Genomic DNA, 25575 nt, shown 5'->3' on the forward strand with positions numbered 1-25575 from the left:
CCTTAAATGATGACACGACCGGTTCAAGTGTATCTATTTGCTGCGTTAATTTGTGCTGTCACGTTCCATGGCTACGCTGATGTCGTCACGATACCTGACGCGGTATTTTCTAGTAATATCCGGCAACCAGCAGCACAACAGCACCGACCGCAAGAAGAGCAGAGACCATGTGTTGGCATTGAAGACCCCAGGCAGCGGATCGCGTGCTTAATGATTAAAACAGACTTAGCCGACAATCCAGAAAAGTTAATGAAGCTTGCAAACATTGCCGCCATCCACGGGGCAACGGATGGATTGCCTCCATTTGCAGCAATGGCTCAAAAAGCAAAGCGAAGAGCCGAGATAAAAACCTTCCAAAGTCTTATGCTGGGTAATGTAGATGGTGCTATTGATGCAGCAAAACTAAGCGGCAGCCCATTCGCTGATCGTCCAGTGAAGATTAAGCCGAATGATCCAAACGATTTTGCATGGAAAATCTTGCAAGAGGGGGTGCTGAAACGGTTGTCAACGTCAAGACCATGTTTGAGCTGTATTCTCAGATTGCCCAGTCTGAAGATAATGACCTAAATGTGGCTTCCGAGCGCCAGGCGATCAGAAAGGAACGGGAAGCCCGTCAGGAACTCATGGAAGAGCAAAAGCGCGCCTTGAGCGAGCAGCGCCGCCGGTCGTCAACTGAAGATCTGAGGGATAGGTTACTGATTGATTTTATGCTTGCGCCGGGCAGGTTTTAATCGAAAAATTATCCCGACTTACAGGCCGCATGCTCGTCAAGGCAATGGAGCAATAGTAAGACAAGGGGTCAAGTCTTGTTTCTTGTCAATCGTTGCTGTTTCTCGATGTGACTCACTCGGGAATAGTGCAAAATCATCCAAACCTACTTCAAACTGTAACCGCCGCTGGTGTAGGCATCAAGGATCGCCTCGTCGCGCCCATGTGCTTCGGCGATCTGAGCTGACGGTTCCGGTGGGTGGCCGTCGTCGGACATGACTGTCAGATCAAGTATGCAGCATACCGGACCTCACCATCATCCAACCCCCCTCAACTTCTTCCTAGCCACCGCATAACCCGGATATACACTTCCCACTATCCGCCAAAACGCCTTGGAGTGATTCATTTCAATCAGGTGAGACAATTCGTGCGCCACGACATAATCCACCAGATCGAGCGGCTTCTGGATCAGCCGCCAGTTGAGATGGACAATGCCGCGCGAGTTGCAACTGCCCCATAGGGTTCTTGCCTGCGATAATCGTAGTTGCGGTAACGCCACGCCAAGCTTACGTGCATACAGCACGATGCGTTCGCTGAAACACGCCATGGCGTGATGACGATACCAGTCCATTACCGCTTTTTCGATTTGGTGGGCGGTCAGCATGGATGGGAGTGGTAATTTCAGCTGTGTCTCCTCCACCGCTGCGTTCACCGTGGCCGGCACCATTTGCACAACCCCGGCAGGGGTAACCTTCACCTGCCAAAGTTCGCCCAGTAATGGAAAAATCGCGCCTTCGACCCACTCGGGCTTGCTTGATTTTTTATTCTTCCATTCATCGAGTTTTTTTACGATCCAATCGGCTCGTTTTTGCAATACAGATTCGACCCAGCACAATGGTTCTCGCGGCGGAATACGAACCGTTAACCCCTCGCTGTTGATTTTCATGCCGATGGTTTTTCGCCTGCAGCGCATGAGGACATACGCGACATCTTTGCCGTTCAGGCTGATACGGCGTTGTTCGCTTGCTGCAAGTTTGCTTGTTTTTGGGCGTTGGTTTGGATGCTGGTTTGAGCGCGGGTTTAAACTTTGAGACAGTGGTTTCTTTTCGTCATGCATTATCCTGAATCCGGCAATAGGAACCTTACCAAGTGAAGGTCAAGTAGAAAAAAACTTTAACAGTCATAGTACGGAACTGAAACATAATGGAATTAACGGCCGGATTCGCGATCGCCTGAAGCGGGATTATCGATACGTGCCACCTCTGCTTCAATCCATGATTCCACGCTGGCATTGAGGTCGCCAGGTTCCATCCCTGCGGGGTCGATCGGCGCGCCGATACTGACGGTAATCGTGCCGGGCAGTTTGATGAGCGCATTCTTGCCCCAGAACCGTCCCGCGTTGTGCGCCACCGGTACGACCGGTGCGCCGGTATGCGTGGCAAGCCATGCGCCGCCAATGCCGTATCTGCCTTTCTCGCCGGGCGCTATGCGCGTACCTTCCGGAAAAACCACGATCCAGAACCCCCGCTTGAGCCGGTCTTTCCCTTGACTGACGATCTGTCTCAGCGCGGCTTTTTTCGAACTGCGGTCGATGGCGATGGGGCTGGTCATGGCCAATCCCCAGCCAAAAAATGGAACCAGCAACAACTCTTTTTTCAGGACCCACACCTGGGGCGGGAATATCAGCTGAAACGCGAGTGTCTCCCACGCCGATTGATGCTTGGAGAGCACAATGCTGGGCATTTGGGGAATATGTTCCGCGCCGATCACGCGGTACTGGATGCCGCAGACAACACGGAGCAAAAACAGCATCAGATGTGCCCAGCCGGAAGTGATGCGGTAGCGGTCGTGCGGCGAGAGCGGAAACGAAGCAAGTATGATTACGAAATAAAGCGGAGTAATGATGATTTGCAATAGACTATATAGCGCCGAGCGAAGCACTACCGAAATCGAATTCATTGTGTCAGCGCATCGACGGCCGCTGAGAGATTCGGAAAAATCCGGGTGTTTTCCGGCAATCCTCCCTTCGTCTTGGTCTTTTTACCTTTGCCTGAAAGTACCAGAATCGGTATGGCGCCGACTTCGGCCGCGGCCTGTAAATCACGCAGCGAGTCGCCGATCGCCGGCACGCCGTTCAGCTCCAGGCCAAAGCGATCGGAGATCTCCTTGAACATTCCGGTCGCCGGCTTGCGGCAATTACAATTGTCCGTACTGGCGTGAGGACAGAAAAACATCGCATCGATGCGTCCGCCCACCTGATTGACTGCCTTGCACATCTTGTCGTTAATGGCGTTGAGCGTCACCATATCCAGCAATCCGCGGCTGATGCCCGATTGATTGGTTGCAATGACGACGCGATAACCTGCCTGCGTGAGATGGGCGATCGCTTCGAGACTGCCGGGAATGGGCTTCCATTCATCAGGCGTCTTGATGAAAGCGTCGCTGTCGTAATTGATGACGCCGTCGCGATCGAGAATGATCAATTTCACTTCAAGCCACCAGCCTGGAAATATCGGCGACGCGATTCATGGCGTGTTGCAACTGGGCTAATAACGCGAGGCGATTGGCGCGCAGCGCCGGGTCATCGGTGTTCACCAGCACATTGTCAAAAAATGCATCAACAGGTGCTTTCAGCACCGCAAGTTCCTGTAACGCCAAACTGAACTCTCCTCGACCGAAGGCAACATCTGCTTTAGGCATCACACTGTTGAGCGCGATATGCAGCGCCCGCTCGGCGGGCTCCTGTAGCAGTTCGGCGTTTACCTTGTCGTTGACTGAACCCTCAACCTTTTTCAGGATATTGCTTACCCGTTTATTTGCAATCGCAAGGCTTTCAGCCTCGGGCAAGGCGGAAAAAGCGCGTACCGCGGCAAGACGTTGCGGAATCTCCATCAATAATTGCGGTCTTTTCGCGATGACTGCCTCGATCTGCTGTATTGAGTAACCTTGTTCGCGCAATTGGCTGGACATGCGTTCGTAGATGAAATCAAGTAACCGGCAAGATTCAGCGTCGCCAAATTTAATCGTGTTATTGAAGACCCCGCTCGAAATTTTGATCATTTCTTCCAGAGCGATCTGGAGCTTTTTTTCGATCAGAATGCGAGTCACGCCTAACGCATGACGGCGCAACGCAAACGGGTCCTTGTCACCGGTCGGAATCTGTCCACTACCGAACATGCCAATCAGTATTTCCAGCTTATCCGCTAATGCCACGCAGGTGCCGGTCATATTACGCGGCAATTCGTCGCCCGCAAACCGTGGTTTGTAGTGATCCTCGATGGCAAACGCAATGTTATCCGGCAGCCCGTCATGCTTGGCATAATAACGTCCCATGATACCTTGCAGTTCGGGAAATTCACCCACCATATCGGTGAGCAAGTCCGCCTTGCATAGCATTGCCGCTTCTCCTGCCTGCGCCGCAAGCGCATTACCGCCCAGGCGCAAACCTATCGCCTGCGCAATCGCCCATATCCTTTCCACCCTTTCCGCCTGGCTGCCGAGCTTATTGTGATAAACGACCTTATCCAAACCAGCCACACGCGAATAAAGCTTTTTTTTGCGATCCCGGTCGAAAAAGAATTTCGCATCCGCCAAACGTGAGCGCAGCACGCGTTCATTCCCATCGATGACCTGGCGGGGGTCGGCCGGCCGGATGTTCGATACCAGCAGGAATTTATGAGAAAGCTTACCGTTTGCATCCAGCAGCGGGAAATACTTCTGATGGGTTTTCATGGTCAGAATCAGGCATTCCTGCGGTACATCCAGGAATTCGGATTCAAATTTGCCCATCAACACGTTAGGACGTTCAACCAGCGCTGTCACTTCATCCAGCAAGGCTTCGTCCTCTACCGGTTTCAGACCCTCCGCCGCGGCAGCCACGTTAAGCTGCCGCACTATCTCATCGCGACGCGCAGCAAAACCGGGAATGACCGCGCCTGCACTTTCAAGCTGTTGCGCATAACAGTCCGCATCTCGCAGCACGACCGCCTTGGTCCCGGCTTCAAAGCGATGTCCTTGTGTCTCGCGTCCGGCAGTCAAGCCCAGCACGCCGACCGGTATGGTCTCATCGCCATGCAGCGCTACCAGACCGTGTGCGGGACGCACAAAACTTATCGTCGTCCAGCCATCGGCCAATTGATAAGTCATCAGTTTGGCGATTGGAAGTTTAGTGATCAAAGTACTCAGAACTTGCTGCACGTTTACGGCTACAGGTATCCCGACAGCCACATCCGTGTGGAACAGAAATTCAGTCTTTCCCTCAAATTCGCGTGAAATTCGCTCTTCGAGAATGCTGCGATTTACATCATCAGGGTATCCGCAGCTTTGCCGCAGTTTTTTATGAAATGCCGGGGTGTATTCGCCATCCGCACCCACCCCAACCGATACCGGCATGAGCTTTACTTTCTGCGAAGGTTGCAAGGCGATGTCCAGAACGTGGGTGATATGCGCGGCAAGACGCCTGGGAGACGCAAATGTAGTCAGTTGCGAGCCGTCTCCAAGATTATGCAGTTTTTGCAATCCCTGAAACAATAATGTTCCAAATGACTGGCCCAACTGTTTCAGTGACTTCGGTGGCAGTTCCTCTACCAGCAATTCTATAAGCACGCTTCTGGCTGTGTTACTCAAGCGACATTCTCCGTCAACTGCTCGACCCACTCGCGTGGCGCCATGGGGAAACCCAGGCGTTCCCGGCTCTCATAATAGGCCTTCGCCACGTTGCGGGCGAGGTCGCGAATTCGCGCCATGTATGCAGCCCGCTCCGTAACGGAAATGGCGCCGCGTGCATCCAGCAGATTGAAAGCGTGTGCTGTTTTCAGCACCTGTTCGTAAGCCGGCAATGCCAACCCATTTTCCATCAGATACCTGGCTTGTCTTTCGTGACCTGAAAAGGCAGTCAACAGGAAATCGACGTCGCTGTGCTCGAAATTGTAGGTGGATTGTTCGACCTCGTTCTGGTGGTATACATCGCGATAGGAGAGACCTTTTGTCCAGATGAGATCGAACACATTCTCCACGCCTTGCAAATACATCGCAAGGCGCTCCAGGCCATAAGTGATCTCGCCCGTAATCGGCCGGCAATTGATGCCGCCGACTTGCTGAAAATAGGTGAACTGCGTCACTTCCATGCCATTCAACCACACTTCCCACCCCAGGCCCCAGGCGCCAAGGGTTGGATTTTCCCAGTCATCCTCGACGAATCGAATATCGTTTTGTTTCAGGTCAAAGCCGAGTTCTTCGAGCGAGCCGAGGTACAGTTCCAGGATATTGCCGGGCGCCGGTTTCAGAACAACCTGAAACTGATAATAGTGCTGCAAGCGGTTGGGATTTTCCCCATAGCGGCCATCCTTGGGCCGCCGGGTAGGCTGCACGTAAGCCGCTTTCCAGGGCTCGGGGCCGAGGGCACGAAGGAAGGTCGCGGTGTGCGAAGTGCCCGCGCCCACTTCCATGTCATAGGGTTGGAGCAGCGCGCAACCCTGCCTGTCCCAATAATGCTGCAGGGTGAGAATAATTTCCTGGAATGTGCGCATGAAAACGCCTGAGAAATGGTGATAGTGGTTTTAACCTAAATCCGGTAGTTGGACGGGGGCGTTAAATAATAAGAAATATTGTTATTAATCATAACACTGATCTATCAAATGAGCGGTCAACTACCGGATTTAGGTTTAATAACCACAACAGTGGGATTTTACAGGTTTTTACGCGTACCGCGAAAAACCGGCAACAAGGCAATCAAAAGTATTATTCCGGCAAGCCCCCATAGCAGACTATTGCCGAACCGGACGTAGGGTGTTGCACCGGTATAGCCCTGCGCCAAGCCATGCAGCGCGGTTGTGGTAAAAATTTCCGCTTCCTGCAGCACGATACCACGCTCGTTGATAATGGCGGTAACGCCCGTGTTGGTGGCACGCAGCATATAACGGCCGGTTTCCAGCGCGCGCATTTGTGAAATCTGCAGGTGTTGCCGCGGACCGATGGACCGGCCGAACCAGGCATCATTGCTGACGTTGGCGAGCAACGTTGCTTCCGGCAGTTGCTGGATTATTTCCTCCCCGAATACATCTTCATAGCAGATGTTCACTGCGACCCTTTGCCCCGCAATATTCAAGGGCTTCTGGTCGAGGCCGCCGCGCGAGAAATCCGACAATGGAAATACGTTGACGACCCAGCCGAACAGGAATTTCAACGGAATAAATTCACCGAACGGGACCAGATGGTGTTTTCGGTAGCTCTGATCGGGCGAAGTGCCGAAGCTGAACATGGAATTATAGAATCCGTGGCCATCCTCCGGCACTTCAACCATGCCGACCAGGATGTCACCGTCATTCTGACGCGCATGCGCGGCGAGTTGCGCTAGGTAACTGGCCGGCACCTCCTTACGATACAGCGGTATGGAGATTTCCGGTGTGACAATCAGACGGCTGTTACTCTCCAGTGTAAGGGCGGCATACCTTTCCAGGGAATTCACGAGTTGATCCGCGCGCCACTTCAGATCCTGGGAGATATTCCCTTGCAGTAGGCTCACCGTTACCGGCTCGCCTTGTGGTTCAGTCCACCGGATATGCTGTAAGCCGAAGCCGGCAATCCAGATAGCGAACAGCGTGATCAGATAATTTTTTTTGCGGAATTCTCTTTCAAAAAGCAGGCACATGAGTGCCGAACTGCAGACGAGTATCATTGAAACGCCATAGACGCCTATTACTGGAGCGAAACCGCCCAATGGGCTCTGCGGCGCTTGCGAATAGCCCAATGTCAGCCATGGGAAACCAGTGAACAATACGCTGCGCAGCCAGTCGGAGAGCCCCCACAGCGCGCCGGCAACCAAAAACCAGACATATGCCGAAGTGATTGGAAGTTTTTTCAGTATCCAGCCTGTCAGCGCGGGGAACAGTGCGAGATAAGCGCACAGGACAAATAGCGCGAGCACCGCGGCCGCCATCGGCATACCGCCAAAATCATGCAGGCTGACGTAAATCCAGGTCACTCCTGCGCTGAACATGCCCATGCCGAAAGAGAAACCCAGCATTGCCGCATTGAAGGGCGTCGCGCTTCTGCGCCAGAAACGGCACAGCAATGCGAGCGTGAAAAGGGGAATCGGAAAAAGATAAAACGGCGCAAAACCGAGAACGGTAAGTGCGCCGACCAGAAAGGAAATACTGAATTCCGTGCGGATTCTATTCAAATGCTTCAATAACTCATCCCGCCAGTTGATGTCCAGGGTGGGCCGATTCGCTGGCCGGGTACGTAGGGTACGTCAAAAATAATAACAATAACGAGTGACCCTGTAAAACCGGGAAAGTATAGGAGAGACGATTGCTCACCGCTGAGGCAATATCAATCGGAAGGTCGATCCGGCATTAATTTTCGACTCGACTTCCAGCATGCCACCCAGGAGTCTGGTGGCATGGGATACGATGGAGAGTCCCAGTCCTACTCCAGGGGCGCCATACGTATCACCGCGCCGGAACGCATCGAACAGATGCGCTAAACTTTCCAAGGCGATGCCGGGGCCTTGATCACTAATGCTGATTACCCACTCACTTTCTTCGCCGTCTGATCTGTTGCCAGCTGTTATTCTTATTTTTCCCGTTGAGCTGTATTTTATTGCATTAGAGAGCAGGTTATGCAATACAAGCCCCAGCAGATCTTCATCGCTCTCTGTTTGGGCTTCCTCCGGCACGTCCACATCCAGCTCCAGTCCCTTGGATTCTGCTTCATGGTGCAACTGCTTTGCGACATCCTTCAGTACGAAATTCAAATCCACGGGCTGGATATGGGGCTCCACCGAGCCTTGCCGGAGTTGTTCGGCCTGTAGTATTCGGTCCATCCCCGATATTGTCTGCAATATGGCTCGATTGACTGATCGAATATCCTCCACGCTCTCGGAATATTCCGGAGCCTGGGCAAGCTTTGCGGTGAGAAGCTGCAAATGAAGCGTTGCACGGTTGAGATGATTCCGAACATCATGCGACAAAAAAGAGAGATATTTGGACTGGATCTCGGCAGCGGCTTTAATCTGCTGTTGCAAGTCCTCGGTAAACGTAACCACGCCGCTCTGGAGTGCTGTATCTATCGCCATGTTCAAGGCCACGGTGCTTCTCGTATCCAGCACCTCGTTCAGGTCCTCTGAAATTTGTTCCATGATTATTCTACGGAGCAGCTGGTATTCGATAATCAGCTCTTTTATGCTGTAGCTTTCGTGAAAGCGCGTAGACCCGTGGCTTCTGCTGCCCTCGATGAGTTCGCGGGTGGCACGGGGCTCATTCGACTCGAATACATCGACGATGTCTTGCAGAATCGCGGGCAGCGAATTTCGAAGCTGCTGGAGAGTGAGTTCATCGGCGGCGGGCAGCATGGAACGTACAGCGGTTTCCCACTTCTGTATGATGACATCGGAGCGTGATCGCAAGGCGGAAGCAAGACGGGGAAATGCGTGGAACGTCAGCAAATCAAGCGTAAGGTCTTCTGTAGACATACGGTGCTCGTCTGAAAATGCGCAGAGGGGTTAAATGCCCATGCAACGGATTAGAGATGGCGGTTCAGATCGGCGTAATTCGAAGAACAACTACGCTAAGGATGTCTCTTGAATCCGAGAAAAAGATGGATTGCCTGCTGGAGTTTCTGAGCTCCACGTGGTGATTTACGCAGTGTTTCTTGAAGCTGCGGGATTATACAATAGCTGTCGCTGTACCGAAAAGTAAACATTGAATCCCGATATTGGGGCACTGTTTCCAGAGGTATGCTTATTATTGCCTTGGCATTGGGTGGCATTGCGAAAGTCTGGCAAGGTTGATTATGACTCAACGGATATCAACGGTATGTCTCGACTCCGGTCAACTGGTCTGCATTTCCCGTGGCGGACAAATTTTATGTTAGACTCTATGCCCTCAACGGTTGTGGGGGAAAGCATGCAGGGCGACAAAAGTAGTGTTCTAGCGCAAAAGCCGCGGATACTGACAAAAAAAAGGCTGCGCTGGCTCATTCTGTTATCCAGTTTTCCCTTATTCGGCATGATGGCCGCTTTTGGTATCGCACCGGATACCTCCGTAGAAGAATTACCCATCGAGCAGGTGGTTCTCAGCCTCGAGCTTCCTGAAACTCCCCTGACCTCCGACGCCGATATGACATTCTGGCGTCAGGAACGCATCCAGCGTGGGGATACCATTGCGACGCTACTTTCGCGCCTCAACGTGAATACCCAGGACGCAGCCAGTTTTCTCCGGGATACAAGAGATATCAAGACGGTGCACCAGTTGGTAGCCGGCAAAACGATGCATGCGCAAACCACGGCAGCGGGCGAACTGCTTTTACTTCGCTATTTTTCCGGCGGCAGTGAGCAGTTGGTGATGGAAAAGGCCGCCGGCGCCTTCAAGCTGAGCGAACAACCGGCAAAGCTGGAGACGCACATCCAGATGAAATCCGGCGTAATAAACAGCTCGCTGTTTGCCGCCGTCGATAGTGCGGGTGTGCCCGACAGCATTGCTACCCAGATTGTCGATATCTTGGCGTCCGAAATCGACTTTCATCGGGATTTGCGCAAGGGCGACCGTTTTACGGTGGTATACGATTCGCTCTATGGCAATGGCGAACCCGCTAGAGCGGGTCGAGTACTGGCGGTGGAGTTCGTTAACCAGGGAACGCCTTACAGGGCCTTGTATTTCCAGGTGGACAACGAGGAAAGCGGTTATTACACGCCTGACGGCAAGAGCCTGCGAAAAGCATTCCTGCGTTCGCCGCTGGAGTTTTCCCGCATCAGTTCCGGTTTTTCCAACGGTCGTTTCCATCCGATCCTGAAAACATGGCGCGCTCATAAAGGGATAGACTATGCTGCGCCGACGGGCACCGGCGTCAAGGCCGCCGCCGATGGGGTTGTGGCAGTTGCCGGTTGGCAGGATGGGTACGGTAATGTCATCATTCTGGAGCATCAGGGATCCTATTCCACCGTTTACGGCCACTTGTCGGCTTTTGCGAAGGGTTTGAAAAAAGGGCAACCTGTCCGCCAGGGCGACATTATCGGCCATGTCGGCTCAACCGGAATGGCTACGGGACCACATCTACACTATGAATTCCGGTTCAAGGGCGTCCAGCGTGACCCCTTGAAGGTGGCGATGCCGACCGCCAATCCTGTCTCATCCCGGCAAATGGCCGCATTCTACGAATATACAAAGTCGTCGATGGCCAGGCTGGATGCGCTGCGCGGCACCAGCCTCGCATTCCTGGACTAGTCTTGAGCTAGTCCTTGGTTGGATACCCCCAGGCGTCCAGGCGGAAAAATTTGAAAGCCGCTTACTATATTGGACTCATGTCAGGCACCAGCCTGGACGGGATAGATGCGGTGCTGGCCGACTTGAGTCCGTCTCCCGCGTTACTGTTGCACACCTTTTATCTGCCATACGACGCAGCCCTTCGCAGTCAATTGCTTGCCCTGCACTATCCGGACCATGATGAACTGCATACTGCCGCCATGCTTGGCAATGAGCTTGCACGACGCTATGCAGAGGCCGTAGCCGGTTTACTTGCCGAAAGCGGCGTAGACCCAGAGGAGGTTACCGCGATCGGCTGCCACGGCCAGACGGTGCGTCATTGCCCGGAATCCGGAAGAGCTTATACCATCCAGTTGTGCAACGCCGCATTGCTGGTTGAACTCAGCGGCATCACTGTCGTGGCAGACTTTCGAAGCCGTGATATAGCCGCGGGAGGCCAGGGTGCGCCGCTGGTCCCGGCGTTTCATCATATCTCGTTCACCCATCCTCAAATTCATCGTCTCGTTGTCAACATCGGCGGGATTAGTAATCTCACCAGCCTACCGCCCCGGGGAGAGGTCATCGGGTTCGACTGCGGACCGGGCAATATGATGATGGACGCATGGTGCCTGCAACATACCGGCAAGATATATGACGAAAATGGCTCGTGGGCCGGGTCGGGGAGAATAATACAGGGCCTGCTCAAAAAACTTCTGACACTTCCATTTTTTTCTCTTCCGCCCCCCAAAAGCGCGGGAAGAGAAACATTCAATCTCGCCTGGCTGGGGAGTTGCTTAACTGGAAAAGAGGCACCGGCGGACGTGCAGGCCACCCTGCTACAGTTAACCGTTCTGGGAATTGCCAAGCCGATACTCGATTATTTCCCGGATGCAGCAGAAATTTATTTGTGCGGAGGTGGGGCGCGTAACAGTATGTTGGTTGCCGCGCTGCGAACAGCACTGCCTGGCAGGAAGGTGGAATTGACAGACAGCCTTGGCATCGATGCGGATTGGCTGGAAGCGTTTGCTTTTGCCTGGTTGGCTAAGCAAGTCATCCAGGGGGTTTCCGCCAATCTGCCTGCGGTAACCGGCGCTAGGGGCCCCAGGTTGCTCGGTGCAATTTACCCGGCTTAGGTTTACCTGGCCTGAGTTTACCTGTGATGCAACTATCATTTACAAATAAAAACGGAAGCCTGCGCTTCCGTTTTTATTTGTAAATGATCTTGTTTAAATAGCACAAGCAGAACTGAGCAGGACTAAACAGAAAATGAAGATCCGCAACCGCAAGTGCTGGCAGCGCCTGGGTTTCGGATGACAAACTGCGCACCTTCGGCATTTTCCTGATAATCGATTTCCGCTCCTGCGAGGTACTGAAAGCTCATCGGGTCTACCAGAAGTTTCACGCCGTTCTTTTCCATTACGGTGTCGTCTTCGCTCGTCAGTTCGTCAAACGTGAAGCCGTACTTGAAACCGGAGCATCCTCCACCCGCCACAAATACTCTCAGTTTGAGCTCATTGTTCCCTTCTTCTTCAATCAATTGTCGGACTTTGCTTGCCGCACTATCGGTAAAGATCAAGGGAACTTGCATTTCTGCGGCCAAATTCACGTCTGCTGATGCGTTCATATCGATTCACAAATAAAATTAATCAAAAAAATTATCCCCCCCTACTAAACAAAGGTCAATCACTGTGGGAAGCCGGTATTAACGTCACCACCTTATTGTCGAGCTGCATCGTATCCTGATGATGCAGCATTCCTCGAACGGATGCGCCAAGCTGAATTTCCATGGTTTTGTAGTGTATATCTCCAGAGACTCTGGCCTTGGCTTGTAGTTCCACATACTCGCTCACTTGTACGGCGCCGACTACGGTGCCGTTGATAACCGCGTGAGACACCTGGATAACCCCTTCAACGATTGCTTCGTCGCTTAGCACTAAAGTGCTGGGCTTGTCGCCCAGCGCGGTAATATTACCTTTGATATGGCCATCTACGCGCAAACCGCCACTGAAGCTTATATTGCCGTCGATCCGGGTGCTTGCACCGATGAGCGAATCAATCTGGTTCTGGGGTTTGCCTGTCTTTTTCCCAAACATTTTCTCTCCTTCACAAGGACAAATTGACGGTTTGTACCAGCTTAGCCTGGGCCACACCTTTTTCAAACACTTTCACCTGCATACTTTCCACGATGGCATCGGGCGGCACACGGAAAATATCTTCCACTCTCTGGTAAAACTTGAAGCTAACCTCTGCATTTGATATGCCGTTTGCAAGTGGCATCGTCATTTTTTTACCATTTTGCTGGAAATTGATGGTGAACTCCAGACTACCATGGAAATCGCCGGGGCGCTGCTTGCCTTGGACCAGCAGCAAGCTGTAATGATATTCTCCGGGAAAATTGCCTCGTTCCAGTTTCAAGCGGCCGATGGAAATTCGTTGTTCGTTTTTTCCGGGAGCTGACCCAAGATTCTGGAAAAATGCGAGATCTTCTTTCAGACGGGTATTCTCGTGTTCCAGCGTTTTAACCTGCTTGGCGATATCTTCTCGTGCCACGAGATCCATCTGCAACTGACGATCAAGTCCGGCTAACCTCACACGCAATTCCTCGTTATCTCGCTGAAGGTCGGTGTTTAACTGGGATAGGCGATCCAGCTCATACGTGACTTCGTTCTTGTCGAAACCTGCGAACTTGCGCCCGGCATCATACATTGCCCAGGACAGACCGAGCGCCACCAGGATAAGCACGGCAATGACCAACCATCGGACATACGCCGGAGTTTGCGGGCGGACCGCCACTCGCGACGCGGATATGCCGGATTTTCTTTTAAACGATTTGATCATAACCCAAGCTTATGCCGTGCGGCAGCGAATTACCGAGACACGGCGCGACTAAAAACACTGCAAAACACTCAAATAAAATGGATGAAGCATTCTCGCCCGGTCGAAATAAAGATTGGGTTAATACCGTTATTGCCGGGTTAATACGGTTATTGGCGTTGCGTCCCCCATGAGGTTTATTCAATGCCTACTTAAGGCAATAATGGAGCATGATTGATCGCCAGGGCTTCCGGCAGGCCGAACATGAGATTCATGTTTTGCACTGCTTGTCCCGCCGCACCCTTTACAAGATTGTCTGTTACCGACAGTATAACTGCTGTGTTGCCGCCTTGCGGGCGATGGACAGCGATACGGCAGAGATTTGAGCCGCGCACTGAGCGGGTTTCGGGATGAGTACCTGCCGGAAGCACGTCAACAAATGGTTCATCGGCGTACCGTTGCTCATATAAAGCCTGCAAATCGATATCCGCGGCCAGTCTTGCATAAAGCGTGGCGTGGATGCCACGAATCATCGGTGTAAGGTGCGGCACAAAGGTCAGTCCGACCGGACGTGTTGCGACGTTCGACAGGCCCTGCCTGATCTCGGGTAAATGACGATGTCCGGCAACGCCATAGGCCTTGAAGTTATCGGCCGCTTCCGCAAACAGCGTATGGATTTCCGCATTGCGCCCCGCACCGGAGACGCCGGATTTCACATCTGCGATGAGGTGGTCCAGATCGACGATACCGGCCTCGATCAAGGGTAGGAAGCCCAGTTGCACCGCAGTCGGATAGCAGCCGGGATTCGCTATGAGTCGAGCACTTCTGATTTTGTCGCGATTGATTTCCGGCAAGCCATAGACAGCCTCCGCCACAAGGTCGGGGCAGGCGTGAGGCATGCCGTACCATTTTTCCCATACCGCCACATCCTTGATGCGAAAATCCGCAGCAAGATCTATTACGCGCACCCCTGCGGCGAGCAAAGATCGGGTTTGCTGCATGGCGATACCGTTAGGGGTGGCAAAGAAGACCACATCGCATTTCTCCAATCCTGCTTCCGCGGGATCGCAAAACTTGAGCGATACCCGGCCGCGCAAATTGGGAAATAGTTCAGCTACGCCAATACCTGCTTCTTTACGTGACGTAATTGCCTGGATGCTTGCTTCAGGATGTTGCGACAAAATGCGCAGCAATTCCACACCGGTGTAACCGGTTCCGCCTACGATACCAATTTTAAGCATGGTGTCTCCAGGTTTCAAAGGACGAGTCAGGCTTCATAGACGACGCTTCGGAACGGAAGCCCACCCGTGGGCATCCGCTACGCCAATTGGCTCTCCTTGCTTCAACGCAGCAATTCCGCTGTCGACGAAAAATTCCCCGATACAACCTCATTTTCAAGCCGGATATTCGCACAGATCTCAATCGTCACCTCATGCCGGACGAATTTCTCCATAAGCTTGAGCGTTGGATTTTGAAGCGTTATCCGGCTATTTGTCTTGCAGGGACGCAAATTTCATCGATTGATTATAAGCAACAAATAAAAAAGCCGCCAGAAGCGGGCGGCTTTTCGTATAGCATCGTGCAATGCTTATCTCTTCGAGAATTGTTTGCGCCGGCGTGCCTTGCGAAAACCCACCTTCTTTCGCTCCACTTCACGTGCATCACGTGTGACGAGTCCGGCACTGCTCAATACAGGTTTAAGCGTCGGGTCGAAATCAATCAATGCGCGGGTAATACCATGCCGCACCGCGCCTGCCTGACCCGATTCACCGCCCCCGTGGATATTGACCATGATGTCGAAACTCGTCAGATTTCCCGTCAGCTCAAGTGGTTGACGGACAACCATGCGCCCGGTTTCACGGGAAAAAAATTCGTCGACCGGTTTGTCGTTGACAGTGATCAGCCCCTTTCCCGGTTTGATGAATACCCGCGCCACTGCACTTTTCCGGCGGCCGGTACCGTAACTATAGGTTGTGCTCATGGTATCAAGCCCTGACTTCGAGTTGTCGCGGTTGTTGCGCCGCGTGCGGGTGAGAAGCACCCGCATAGATTTTAAGTTTCTTTAGCATTGCGTACCCGAGCGGGCCTTTCGGCAGCATACCCTTGACTGCCTTTTCCAGGGGACGCCCTGGAAAACGTGCATGCATTTTCGCGAAACTCGTTTCGTAAATACCGCCGGGGTAACCACTATGACGATAATAAGTCTTGTTTTCCGCTTTATTGCCGGTGACGCGTAGCTTATCGACGTTGATGACAACAATAAAATCGCCGGTATCCACATGAGGAGTGAAAATGGGCTTGTGTTTGCCGCGCAAACGATGGGCGATCTCTGCCGCGAGACGTCCCAACACCTTGTCGGCCGCATCGATCACAAACCAGTCGCGGATTACTTCATGTGGTTTGGCTGAAAAGGTTTTCACAAAACCTACCCCTGCTTATTTCGGTAAAGCGGCGCATTCTATGCCAGAGACCCGCGAATGTCAAACTTGAGTATTTTCCGGTAGTGGTTCAGTCTGAAATTCGACGATCTAGACCCTCTAGCAGCCTGTCGGACTTAAAGGAAATCGGCTGCAAAAGCGTCTGGTTGGTTCATATTTCGCCGCTTTTTCGGCCAATAGAATAACTATTGGCCATCAAAATCTGCCCTCACCCAGTCACTTTTTCGCTGCGATTCTTTAAGTCCGACAGGCTGCTAGCATCACTATGCTAGGGCCTGTTAACACAATCTAAGTGCTTCGACGATCAAAGCAAAGTGGATGAAACCAGTGAACATTACATCCAGTTTCTCGAAGCGCGAGAAGATACGGCGGAATCCTTTCAGTCTCCTGAACAATCGCTCAATCTCGTTACGCCGCCGGTACATAACCTTGTCGTATTCCCAAGGCTCAACCCGGTTGGCCTTGGGCGGAACTACCGGAATGAAACCAAGATCCAACGCCAGTTGCCGTGTTTCATTTCCCTCGTAGGCGCGATCCATTACCAGATGAACTGGCCAACGGGGCTTGTCCAGGCTGCCGAGCAGCTTACGCCCCTCCACCGCATCGTGAGCCTGTCCGGGGGACAGTGCAAACGTTATAGCCGTTCGAGCATCCGCGGCAACCATATGAATCTTGGTGGTCCACCCGCCTCTGGATCTGCCGATGGATTGGGGACCGTTTTTTTTAATGCCCCGGTGCCGTCCGGATGAACCTTCACAATGGTGCTGTCCAGGGAAACGGCCTCGATCTTGACGCGAACGATCTGTTCACGCTGCAACTGCTCAAACACCTGATCCAGTACACCGCTTTTGCTCCAGCGGTTCATGCGCGTGTAGATGGTATGCCAATTACCGAAGCGTTTGGGCAGACCGCGCCACTTGCAGCCATGCTCGGCCACATACAGAATGGCGTTCAATACGTTCAGATTACTGAGACTGACATTGCCTCGCTGAAGCGGCAGGCAGTGTACGATTCGCTCGTACTGGGCTTGAGTGATTTCCATGCCCGCAAGTATACCTGAATACATGCGATATGATTATTAGAGTTAACAGGCCCTAGTAAAGGCGCCAAGAATCTCGGGGCGGCTTGGCAACCCAAAGAGCGGGGTTTCCAGAGCCTCTAAACTAACATCCGAACAACGCTCTGGGATTGCCAAAAAAGCTGCAAAGAAACGGTGGGAAGGTTAATGCTGTACTGGTAAATATAACGTCATCTGTACTTGAGTCCTACCATATCTTTCTGCCATTCGTTGCCTTAGTTCAGGCATTGTTTGGCAGGCCGAAGCCATGCCTATAACCATCCATATATGCTCTGTTAGCTTTTTCAGTCCATATTGGCCACTCAACCATTGATGGTAGCTTTGCCCCCTTATTGGTTTAGGTGCGTTTTCCTTGAGCCATTTAGCAACATCTGCATCAAGATAGCCATAAATTAACTCCATTACTAATTTACCCCAGTACTTCGGGCGGTGGTGGACAGACCCCTTCCAATTTGTTAAGCGTCCAAATTCATTCCATAGTGGATCTGGGAAGGTTTTCTCCCACTTTCTCATATCCTCTTCGAGATATAGCTTGAGTTTTATACGAAGCGCATCTTCTGCTCTTTCATACTGATAGCCCGTGGCCTCGTCTACCAATGCAACAAGTCCTACATCAGACGAAGCCTGCAGGAAACGAACGGCGGTAGTAGCTATTTGAAGCTGTCGATCTGTTAAAGCAATTTTTGTTGAATCATGTGCGCTGAGGTGGTGGTCTAGTAATGCGCTTGAATAGGCTCTAAGCAATTCGTTGAATCTCTCGATCTTTATACCTACTGCATATTTCGTAAATCCCTCGCCACCTGTATCGAACTTAAATAAAGCCGGAATTTCGCCATTTTCTGCAGGTAACAAATCTGACGGTAGGTGAGGTTGCAAGGCTCTAACTTTCAAGTATTCCACAAGCTGCCCACCATCTGTCCCCATTAAGCCAACCACCACCCCTTTTAAACTGAAGACTCTATCCCCTGTATTAAGCACGTAGCATGGGATTTCTTTCTCCCCGATAGTTAGTTCTCCCCAATGTGTCGCCTTTGGTAGCGAGGATTCTGCAGGTAACAAATTTTTTTCATCGTCTATAGGAATGAAGTCGACAGGCTGCAAATCAATTGCTTGATTTTTTGCAATTTCCAACAACTTGCCGTGCCACGAAACTGGAACAGTTCCTTTTTTGGCCCAATAACCAACCGTACTTTGCCTTTTACCTATTAAACCGGCTAACGCAGATTGCCCACCAAAACGATCAATTATTTTCTCTGCAGAATTCATAGTAAGCCCTCTTGTTATTTGATAACAGTTTTATTATAACAAGAATTTTGTTAGGCTGTGAGAGATGCTTTTGATAGACTTCGCCAACAGTCTGTATCTCATGTTCTACAATTCCTGCAAAATTCACAAATCGCTTCGCGTTACCCCTGCAATGGAAGCTGATTTAACCTGTCATGTTTGGAGTATGACTAAGGTTGTTGCAACCATTCCAGAGGAATAGCCCAAGAAACGTGGCCCGTACAAAAAGAAGCGATAAAACCTCCGTTGGGGCGGGTTGGGTATGGTGCCCCCTCCATAGATAGGAGGAAAGAAGCAACAAAAAAGCCCACGTCTTAGGTGGGCTATTGGGGATGAGGACGAAACTATTAAGCTGCAAGCCTAGATGGGAATCTTTCTTCCAAGTGTTGGGTAATGCAATTAATTTGCTTGTGCAGATCCTTGGCCATCTCTATAGCTTGGTCAAGTTGAGCGATAAACTCTCTGATTTTTGCTTCGTTAGAAAAATTTATGGTTGGGCTCATGGTAAATTCTCCTGTTAGTTATAAGTTTTAGGATTAATTCAGCGTGTTAGAACGCTGCTTGCTTCTCCAAAGCTGCTATCCAAATATTGTAGTCATCTTCATTGTTATCGATTAACGCAGTTGCTACACGCTCAAGTTTTCGTAACTGCTCACGAGCATTCAATATCAATCTAATCTCGTCATGCTCAACATTTAATATCCCAGCATTTGCGATAATTTTATCCATGAAGTCAGTAAAGATCTGTAGGCTACCTAACATAGTATGAATGTTTGGATCAGGACTCTGTTTCATAATCAGAAAACCAAACTTTTTTGATTGACTGATCACTTCATTACTTGACGCAAACACTGCTTCCCATACTATAGCAACACGTTGTTGTATGTGTAAACTGCTATATAAACTGATTGTCTTGGCATTGGCTGAGGCAGAGCTCATTCTGTTTCTTTCCGGTTATTGAGTGCAGTCTGTGCAAAGCAATTTATAGGCCAGGTGCAAAAAACCAAAATACTCAAGCACATCCATAAAGCCGTAATAATATTGTGGAAAATTTATCGACAGCTATTGCAACAACTCCGCCAATTCTCCCTCAATTTCAAACTGAACCACTACCTATTTTCCATGAATCGTTCCCTATAAGAAAAAATTGATTGCGGGCAAGCTATTTGCTCACAAGCGTGAAATGACCTTTATCCTCAACCGTTGCCACCAAAATTATTAAAAAAACAGTTATCATTACGCTGCTCGAGATTTGCTGAAATCAGCGAAACCACTGACGCAAAGCCCCATAACATCTTATTATCCTGAGGAGAAAGCCTGTATGTCACAAAAGCACCCCGTCATCGCCGTTACCGGGTCTTCCGGCGCCGGTACGTCGACGGTCAAGAACAGTTTCGAGCATATTTTTCGGCGCGAGACACTGACTGCTGCGGTGGTAGAAGGCGATAGCTTCCATCGCTACGATCGCGAGGGAATGAAAAACGCCGTAAGTGATTCGGAGAAAGATGGCGGTCATGCCATTAGCCATTTCGGTCCCGAAGCGAACGAGTTCGAGAAGCTCGAAGCGCTATTCAAGGAATATGGCGAGACTGGAAGCGGCCAGACTCGCCTGTACCTGCACAATGATGAAGAAGCCGCGCCATATCAGCAGAAAGCGGGTACCTTCACCCCATGGTCGCCGATAAAACCCGGTTCCGATCTACTATTTTACGAAGGCTTGCATGGCGGGGTGGAAAGCGATACCGTCGACGTTACGCAATATGTCGATCTGCTGGTAGGTGTGACGCCCATTGTCAATCTGGAATGGATACAGAAAATCCATCGCGATATGAATGCGCGGGGGTATTCCGCAGAAGCGGTAACCCACACCATTCTTCGTCGCATGCATGATTATGTGCATTATATTACGCCGCAATTTTCACGTTCGCATATCAACTTTCAGCGTGTGCCGACGGTGGATACGTCCAATCCTTTTATCGCACGGGATATACCTACCCTGGACGAAAGTTTTGTCGTGATTCGATTCCGCGACCCCAAGAACGTCGATTTTCCGTACCTGCTTTCGATGATTCACGACTCGTTCATGTCTCGCCCGAACACGATTGTAGTGCCGGGCGGTAAAATGGGTCTGGCGATAGAATTGGTTCTGACGCCGCTTATTCTGGATCTGGTGAGGAAAAGCCGAAGCAAATAGTCATGTAACATTATCGATAAGGGTGCCCTATAAAAACCCGCTTCAACGGTTCATCCAATTGGATTGCCTGTTGTTTTCACACTCACAGCGCTACATAATGCCGCGGAGCTGGAATTTATAGCGGTGCCATATCTTCTTTTTGCCCGACTGCTCCACAAATTGCATACACGCCGGTAACTCCGAGCCCAGCAGTTATCGTCAAGCCATACAGGACTCGTCGTGCCCTGCCTGCACGCCGAGTCTTTACCCAATTTCGGAATTCAAGATTATTCCGGAACATCTGACCGGAAGCCCTCTCCATAATGCCTTCTCCTTCTCTTTCCGCACTGAATCTTTCCGCACTGAATCCTGAACAACGCGAAGCGGTCACTTTGCCGCACCAGTCGGCATTGGTGTTGGCGGGTGCGGGTAGCGGCAAGACACGGGTACTCACTACGCGCATTGTTTATTTGATCCAGTCCAGCCAGGTGAGTCCTCACGGCATACTGGCCGTCACTTTCACCAACAAGGCGGCGAAGGAAATGCTTACCCGCATTTCTTCAATGCTGCCGATCAATACGCGCGGTATGTGGATAGGCACGTTCCACGGCCTGTGCAATCGCATGCTTCGCGCCCATCATCAGGATGCCGGATTGCCGCAGGCTTTTCAGATTCTGGATTCCGCCGATCAACTGGCGGTAATCAAGCGCATCCTGAAGAATCTGGGTGCGGATGACGAAAAATTTCCGCCGCGGCAGGTCCAATGGTTCATCAACAACGCAAAAGATGGGGGGTTGAGGGCGTCGCAGGTTGAAACCTATGACGATTTTGCGCGTAAGGCGGTCGAGTTTTACCTTTCTTACGAGCAGCAATGCAATAAGGAAGGCGTGGTTGACTTTGCTGAGCTGCTGCTGCGCAGTTACGAGCTGCTGAGCCGGAATGAAATCGTTCGCGAACATTATCGCAGCCGCTTCCGCCATATTCTGGTGGATGAATTTCAGGACACGAGCCGTCTGCAATACAGATGGTTAAGGCTGCTTGCCGGCGAACAGGCTGCTGTATTTGCCGTTGGAGATGACGACCAGAGTATCTATGCATTTCGTGGCGCCAACACCGGCAATATGAAGGAGTTTGAAAGCGATTTTCGTATTTCGAAAATCATCAAGCTGGAGCAGAACTATCGCTCGCACGGCAATATACTGGATGCCGCCAACACGCTGATACGCAACAATAGCGGCCGGCTCGGCAAGAATCTGTGGACCTCCGAGGGCCATGGCGAACCGATACGCGTATATAACGCGCCGAACGATTTCGATGAGGCTGCATTCATCGTGGGCGAAGCAAAATCGCTGCGTGCGGAAGGCGTGTCGCTGTCCCAGATGGCATTGCTCTACCGTTCCAATGCGCAATCCAGGGTGCTGGAGCACGCTTTGTTCAACGCCTCGTTGCCGTATCGGGTCTATGGCGGAATGCGGTTTTTCGAGCGGCAGGAAATCAAGCATGCCCTGGCGTATCTCCGGCTATTGGTCAACCTCGGCGACGACAATGCGCTGCTGAGGATTGTTAACTTTCCTGCGCGCGGTATCGGTATGCGAAGTTTGGAACAGTTACAGGACGAAGCCGAGCGGCAAGGAGGAAGCCTTTGGGAAGCAATGATCGAGAAATGCGGAGGTGGAGCGCTTTCTCTACCGGAAGCGGAGGATAAAAACCCTGCGAGACCCGAGGGTGGTAAGGGGCCGGAGAAGTCAAAGAAAGGAATTGGTGGTTTTGTCGCGATGATCGAATCCATGCGCCAGGTATGCGAGAAGTTGCCGCTACCGGAGGTAGTGGAACACGTCCTGGAGCATAGTGGGTTAGTGGCGCATTATCGTGCCGAACGCGAAGGAGCCGATCGACTGGAAAACTTGAATGAATTGGTCACCGCAGCCGCGAGCTTCGTACATGAGGCGGAGGACGATAGCCTCACGGTATTTCTTGCCCATGCGTCGCTGGAAGCGGGCGAGCATCAGGCTGGCGGTGGAGAGGATGCGCTGCAGTTGATGACAGTGCATTCGGCCAAGGGTCTTGAGTTTCACAGCGTGTTCATGAGTGGGCTGGAAGAAGGCCTGTTTCCACATGATAACAGTCGTAACGAAGCAGCCGGCCTGGAAGAGGAACGGCGGTTGATGTATGTCGCGTTGACTCGGGCCAGGCGCAGGTTGTATTTGAGTTTCGCCCAAAGCCGCATGCTTCATGGCCAGACCCGCTATAACGTTCCTTCGCGGTTTTTGCAGGAAATTCCGGATAACTTGCTGAAGTGGTTGCAACCGCTGCAGAAGACTGGAATTCGAAATCACGAACCAGGCTCCGGGGATTACGGCCATGGGTATGGCAAGGCAATCCAGCAGCCCGTGAGGCACGACTCACCGGCATCGCCCTGGCGAGTAGGACAGAATGTCGTGCATGCCAAGTTTGGCGCGGGTGTAATCGTCAATTGCGAAGGAAGCGGCGCGGACGCTCGTGTCGAGGTCAAGTTCAGCCGTGCCGGCACAAAGTGGTTATTGCTGGAGTATGCAAAACTGGTCGGTGCGTAAAGCTGGATGAATCGGGAGCTTTTGAAGAATTGTTTTGAAGAATTGTTACGCGACCTCCGCCGAATCCTGGAAAATGTCGCGGTAACTCGCATAAATGGAAGCGAACAAGATCGGCGACATGGCCGTGATGACTGCTAACTGTACCATTAGCGAAGGGCCTAGCAGGACGCTGACCAGCATCATCAGTATCGTCATGACGACTACGAGCGTAATAACATAAACCTGGAGTGGAACGATATTTTTCAGACAGGCAACAAAGCTGGACCGCATTGCGTCCAACGCCTGCATGTTGCCGAATTTCACCAGCAGTGGCGCGAACCAGACAGCCATCAAAAGCGGAATGGTCAACACGAGCGCCACCAGGGATGCGGAGAGCATATCGCCTGATACATTCCGCAATTCATTCTCATCGACCCTTTTCCCCTCCAGCAACAAGCTCATCAGTACGTCGCCTCCGACCAGCATGAACATTCCAACAATCAGTACCTGCCCCACCAGATAGATTCCCCCTATCGTTATCAACGGAGATGCAGTGCCGCGAAAGCCCGCCAGCAAGTGGGTAATCTCCAGTCGGCCACCCTCGTTCAGGGTTTTGCATCCTGTCATCACGCCCGCCAGGAATACCGGCGAGAGTAAGGTGAAAATAAACTGTCCTGCCATCGGAATAAGCGCCAGTGTGGCAGCGATCAGCAGCAAGGTGGCACACAGGATAATCCATACCAGAGGAGCTCTGCGGAACAAAAGGAGGCCAGACATTATCCACTGCCATCCCTGTTTTGCATCCACTTGCCTGACTTGCATTTTTTATCTCCGATAGGGCTGTGCCTGCCGCAAAGCGTTGCCCCGGTTTTATACTCAAACCCAAACCGGCGTCAGTCTGGCGTGGGTTGACGCATGGTTCTTCAGTATACGCATGAAGTGGGCGGGGTCTTTGACATGAGTGAGTTCACCCATGCGCGGCAAATGATAATCCTGGAGCCGCGATAACCAGAAACGCAAAGCCGCGGCGCGCAGCATTACTGGCCAAGCACTGTGTTCGCTGGCAGTAAGCGGGCGGGTGCGGTGATAGGCCTGGAGTAAAGACGATGTACGTGCCTCGTCCAGTTCGCCATTTTCGTTCAGGCACCAGTCGTTGGCGGCAATGGCGAGATCGTACAGCAAGACATCGTTGCAAGCGAAATAGAAATCGATCACGCCGCCCATCGCGTTGTCGTTGAACAGAACATTGTCGCGAAACAGATCTGCATGAATTACGCCGCGAGGGAGGTTTTCAAAACGATACAATGACTGAAAACGTAATTCTTCCCGAAGAACTTTCGCATCCTCCGCGGCAAGAAATGGCATGACGCCAGGTGCCGTGGCCTTCCACCACTTCGGCCCACGTGAGTTCTCCATTTTCTCGGGATAGGAAAGGCCGGATAAATGCATGCTTGCCAGGAGTTCGCCGACTTCAGCGCAGTGCAGGATAGTCGGATGTTCCTGGGATTTTCCGTGCAGGCAGCTAACGATGCTCGCCGGTTTGCCGTTGAGTTCGCCAAGAAATTTATTGTCGAGATCCGCGATTGGGCTGGGGCACGGAATGCCATGGCGTGACAGGTAGGCCATCAGGTTCAGGTAGTAGGGCAAGTCGGAAGCGCTCAGCTTTTCAAACAGGGTAAGAACGTACTTGCCGTGATTGGTCGTGACGAAATAATTGGTGTTTTCGATGCCCGAGGAGATGCCCTGCAGATCGATCAATGACCCGAGAGAGTAGTTTTTCAGCCAGACGGAAAGCTGGTGATGCGTGACAGTGGTATAGACGGACATGAACGGGAGCAAAGAAGGCTAAGCAGCAACAGGACGAAAAAGCCAGGCAGCAACAGGAAGAAGAATCTCGCTGCCTTTAATCAAAGGTCAAAACTCGCGTATTACCCACATCGGAGGACGAATGCGCTGGTCGAGGCCGCCGGTGTCATGGGCAGCAAATGTTCCATCTCCACGATTATCCATCAGATAATACGGCAGGCCAATACGGGGCGTCACCTTGATCATGTAAAGCTGGCCATTGATCCGGTATTCCTCGATCTGGTCCTCTCCGCGCTTCGTGATCGTAACCTGCGGCTCCAGCGAGGCGTCCTCTTCCGCACCCGGTGAAGGCAAAGGTAATTCCGGTGGTTCCGGAACCTCGGGCAAGGGCCGGAGATCCTTGGGCTCATTGGATTGCGCTGCTGCGGGTAGTGCAGAGATCAATAATAATGCAAGAACTATACGACGCATGGCGCCTCCC

At 51.8% G+C, this 25575-nt stretch carries 25 protein-coding genes; 5 read left to right on the top strand and 20 right to left on the bottom strand.

Annotated elements, in window-relative coordinates:
- Nucleotides 1–6 precede the first annotated feature (6 nt).
- A complete protein-coding gene (locus tag KJS40_RS02540) occupies nucleotides 7–567 on the top strand; it encodes a hypothetical protein (protein WP_213538947.1) in 561 nt (186 codons plus the stop codon).
- A gap of 457 nt (nucleotides 568–1024) precedes the next feature.
- On the opposite strand, the gene KJS40_RS02545 is transcribed toward KJS40_RS02540, so the two are convergent.
- The 7 genes from KJS40_RS02545 to KJS40_RS02575 all read right to left on the bottom strand — a co-directional run bounded on the left by KJS40_RS02545 (nucleotide 1025) and on the right by KJS40_RS02575 (nucleotide 9181).
- Complete coding sequence (locus tag KJS40_RS02545) at nucleotides 1025–1654, bottom strand: SprT family zinc-dependent metalloprotease (RefSeq protein WP_244859668.1); 630 nt, start codon at nucleotides 1652–1654, stop codon at nucleotides 1025–1027.
- A 263-nt stretch (nucleotides 1655–1917) separates the two neighbouring features.
- Nucleotides 1918–2667: a lysophospholipid acyltransferase family protein gene (locus KJS40_RS02550; protein ID WP_213538948.1), complete on the bottom strand. Its 750-nt coding sequence runs from the start codon at nucleotides 2665–2667 to the stop codon at nucleotides 1918–1920.
- Entirely contained in the window at nucleotides 2664–3197 is a 534-nt protein-coding gene (gene gmhB / locus KJS40_RS02555) for a D-glycero-beta-D-manno-heptose 1,7-bisphosphate 7-phosphatase (protein WP_213538949.1), read from the bottom strand. The genes KJS40_RS02550 and gmhB overlap by 4 nt, the downstream gene beginning before the upstream one ends.
- A 1-nt stretch (nucleotide 3198) precedes the next feature.
- The gene (glyS, locus tag KJS40_RS02560) at nucleotides 3199–5334 is read right to left on the bottom strand and encodes a glycine--tRNA ligase subunit beta (protein ID WP_213538950.1); all 2136 of its coding nucleotides are present in this window, start codon (nucleotides 5332–5334) and stop codon (nucleotides 3199–3201) included.
- Nucleotides 5331–6236 (bottom strand): glycine--tRNA ligase subunit alpha, encoded by a 906-nt coding sequence (gene glyQ, locus KJS40_RS02565; RefSeq protein WP_213538951.1) that lies wholly within the window; start codon nucleotides 6234–6236, stop codon nucleotides 5331–5333. The genes glyS and glyQ overlap by 4 nt, the downstream gene beginning before the upstream one ends.
- A gap of 158 nt (nucleotides 6237–6394) precedes the next feature.
- Entirely contained in the window at nucleotides 6395–7879 is a 1485-nt protein-coding gene (gene lnt, locus KJS40_RS02570) for an apolipoprotein N-acyltransferase (RefSeq protein ID WP_244859761.1), read from the bottom strand.
- 144 nt (nucleotides 7880–8023) lie between these two features.
- Nucleotides 8024–9181 carry a sensor histidine kinase gene (locus KJS40_RS02575; protein WP_213538952.1) on the bottom strand — a complete coding sequence of 386 codons (1158 nt, stop codon included), beginning with the start codon at nucleotides 9179–9181 and terminating at the stop codon, nucleotides 8024–8026.
- A 394-nt stretch (nucleotides 9182–9575) separates the two neighbouring features.
- Here KJS40_RS02575 and KJS40_RS02580 point away from each other — a divergent pair, with 394 nt between their 5' ends.
- Nucleotides 9576–10931 carry a M23 family metallopeptidase gene (locus tag KJS40_RS02580; RefSeq protein WP_244859669.1) on the top strand — a complete coding sequence of 452 codons (1356 nt, stop codon included), beginning with the start codon at nucleotides 9576–9578 and terminating at the stop codon, nucleotides 10929–10931.
- Nucleotides 10932–11008: 77 nt separating this feature from the next.
- Nucleotides 11009–12082, top strand: a complete 1074-nt coding sequence (locus tag KJS40_RS02585; protein WP_244859762.1) for an anhydro-N-acetylmuramic acid kinase — start codon at nucleotides 11009–11011, stop codon at nucleotides 12080–12082.
- Nucleotides 12083–12204: 122 nt separating this feature from the next.
- Here the strand turns inward: KJS40_RS02585 and erpA are convergent, their stop codons facing one another.
- From erpA to KJS40_RS02635, 10 genes are all read right to left on the bottom strand, one after another.
- On the bottom strand, nucleotides 12205–12555 hold the full coding sequence (gene erpA / locus KJS40_RS02590; protein ID WP_213539685.1) for an iron-sulfur cluster insertion protein ErpA: 351 nt from the start codon (nucleotides 12553–12555) through the stop codon (nucleotides 12205–12207).
- A gap of 73 nt (nucleotides 12556–12628) precedes the next feature.
- Nucleotides 12629–13042, bottom strand: a complete 414-nt coding sequence (locus KJS40_RS02595; RefSeq protein WP_025040416.1) for a polymer-forming cytoskeletal protein — start codon at nucleotides 13040–13042, stop codon at nucleotides 12629–12631.
- 10 nt (nucleotides 13043–13052) lie between these two features.
- On the bottom strand, nucleotides 13053–13787 hold the full coding sequence (locus tag KJS40_RS02600) for a DUF6776 family protein (protein WP_244859670.1): 735 nt from the start codon (nucleotides 13785–13787) through the stop codon (nucleotides 13053–13055).
- Between the two features lie 188 nt (nucleotides 13788–13975).
- On the bottom strand, nucleotides 13976–15004 hold the full coding sequence (gene argC, locus KJS40_RS02605; RefSeq protein WP_213538954.1) for an N-acetyl-gamma-glutamyl-phosphate reductase: 1029 nt from the start codon (nucleotides 15002–15004) through the stop codon (nucleotides 13976–13978).
- A gap of 347 nt (nucleotides 15005–15351) precedes the next feature.
- Nucleotides 15352–15744: a 30S ribosomal protein S9 gene (gene rpsI / locus KJS40_RS02610; RefSeq protein WP_213538955.1), complete on the bottom strand. Its 393-nt coding sequence runs from the start codon at nucleotides 15742–15744 to the stop codon at nucleotides 15352–15354.
- Between the two features lie 4 nt (nucleotides 15745–15748).
- A complete protein-coding gene (gene rplM, locus KJS40_RS02615) occupies nucleotides 15749–16183 on the bottom strand; it encodes a 50S ribosomal protein L13 (protein WP_025040412.1) in 435 nt (144 codons plus the stop codon).
- Between the two features lie 296 nt (nucleotides 16184–16479).
- A protein-coding gene (locus tag KJS40_RS02620; RefSeq protein WP_244859763.1) for an IS5 family transposase occupies nucleotides 16480–17243 on the bottom strand; the annotation gives its coding sequence in 2 pieces (ribosomal slippage) (nucleotides 16480–16928 and nucleotides 16928–17243; 765 coding nt in all).
- Between the two features lie 180 nt (nucleotides 17244–17423).
- Nucleotides 17424–18545 carry a P63C domain-containing protein gene (locus KJS40_RS02625; protein WP_213538956.1) on the bottom strand — a complete coding sequence of 374 codons (1122 nt, stop codon included), beginning with the start codon at nucleotides 18543–18545 and terminating at the stop codon, nucleotides 17424–17426.
- Between the two features lie 365 nt (nucleotides 18546–18910).
- Nucleotides 18911–19066, bottom strand: a complete 156-nt coding sequence (locus KJS40_RS02630) for a hypothetical protein (protein WP_213538957.1) — start codon at nucleotides 19064–19066, stop codon at nucleotides 18911–18913.
- A gap of 46 nt (nucleotides 19067–19112) precedes the next feature.
- Nucleotides 19113–19502, bottom strand: coding sequence for a hypothetical protein (locus KJS40_RS02635; RefSeq protein WP_213538958.1), 390 nt, complete (start codon nucleotides 19500–19502; stop codon nucleotides 19113–19115).
- Nucleotides 19503–19884: 382 nt separating this feature from the next.
- Between KJS40_RS02635 and KJS40_RS02640 the strand changes: the two genes are divergently transcribed.
- Together KJS40_RS02640 and KJS40_RS02645 are read left to right on the top strand one after the other, a co-directional pair.
- Nucleotides 19885–20757 (top strand): phosphoribulokinase, encoded by an 873-nt coding sequence (locus KJS40_RS02640; RefSeq protein ID WP_090455262.1) that lies wholly within the window; start codon nucleotides 19885–19887, stop codon nucleotides 20755–20757.
- A gap of 302 nt (nucleotides 20758–21059) precedes the next feature.
- Complete coding sequence (locus tag KJS40_RS02645) at nucleotides 21060–23309, top strand: UvrD-helicase domain-containing protein (protein WP_213538959.1); 2250 nt, start codon at nucleotides 21060–21062, stop codon at nucleotides 23307–23309.
- A 45-nt stretch (nucleotides 23310–23354) separates the two neighbouring features.
- Here the strand turns inward: KJS40_RS02645 and KJS40_RS02650 are convergent, their stop codons facing one another.
- The 3 genes from KJS40_RS02650 to KJS40_RS02660 form a co-directional block, all read right to left on the bottom strand.
- Nucleotides 23355–24110, bottom strand: coding sequence for a BPSS1780 family membrane protein (locus KJS40_RS02650; protein ID WP_213538960.1), 756 nt, complete (start codon nucleotides 24108–24110; stop codon nucleotides 23355–23357).
- A gap of 54 nt (nucleotides 24111–24164) precedes the next feature.
- A complete protein-coding gene (locus KJS40_RS02655; protein ID WP_213538961.1) occupies nucleotides 24165–25115 on the bottom strand; it encodes a homoserine kinase in 951 nt (316 codons plus the stop codon).
- A gap of 87 nt (nucleotides 25116–25202) precedes the next feature.
- Nucleotides 25203–25565: a DUF2782 domain-containing protein gene (locus KJS40_RS02660; RefSeq protein WP_213538962.1), complete on the bottom strand. Its 363-nt coding sequence runs from the start codon at nucleotides 25563–25565 to the stop codon at nucleotides 25203–25205.
- Between the last annotated feature and the right edge of the window lie 10 nt (nucleotides 25566–25575).

The sequence above is a fragment of the Nitrosospira sp. NRS527 genome (genome assembly GCF_018406445.1).
Taxonomy (GTDB): domain Bacteria; phylum Pseudomonadota; class Gammaproteobacteria; order Burkholderiales; family Nitrosomonadaceae; genus Nitrosospira; species Nitrosospira briensis.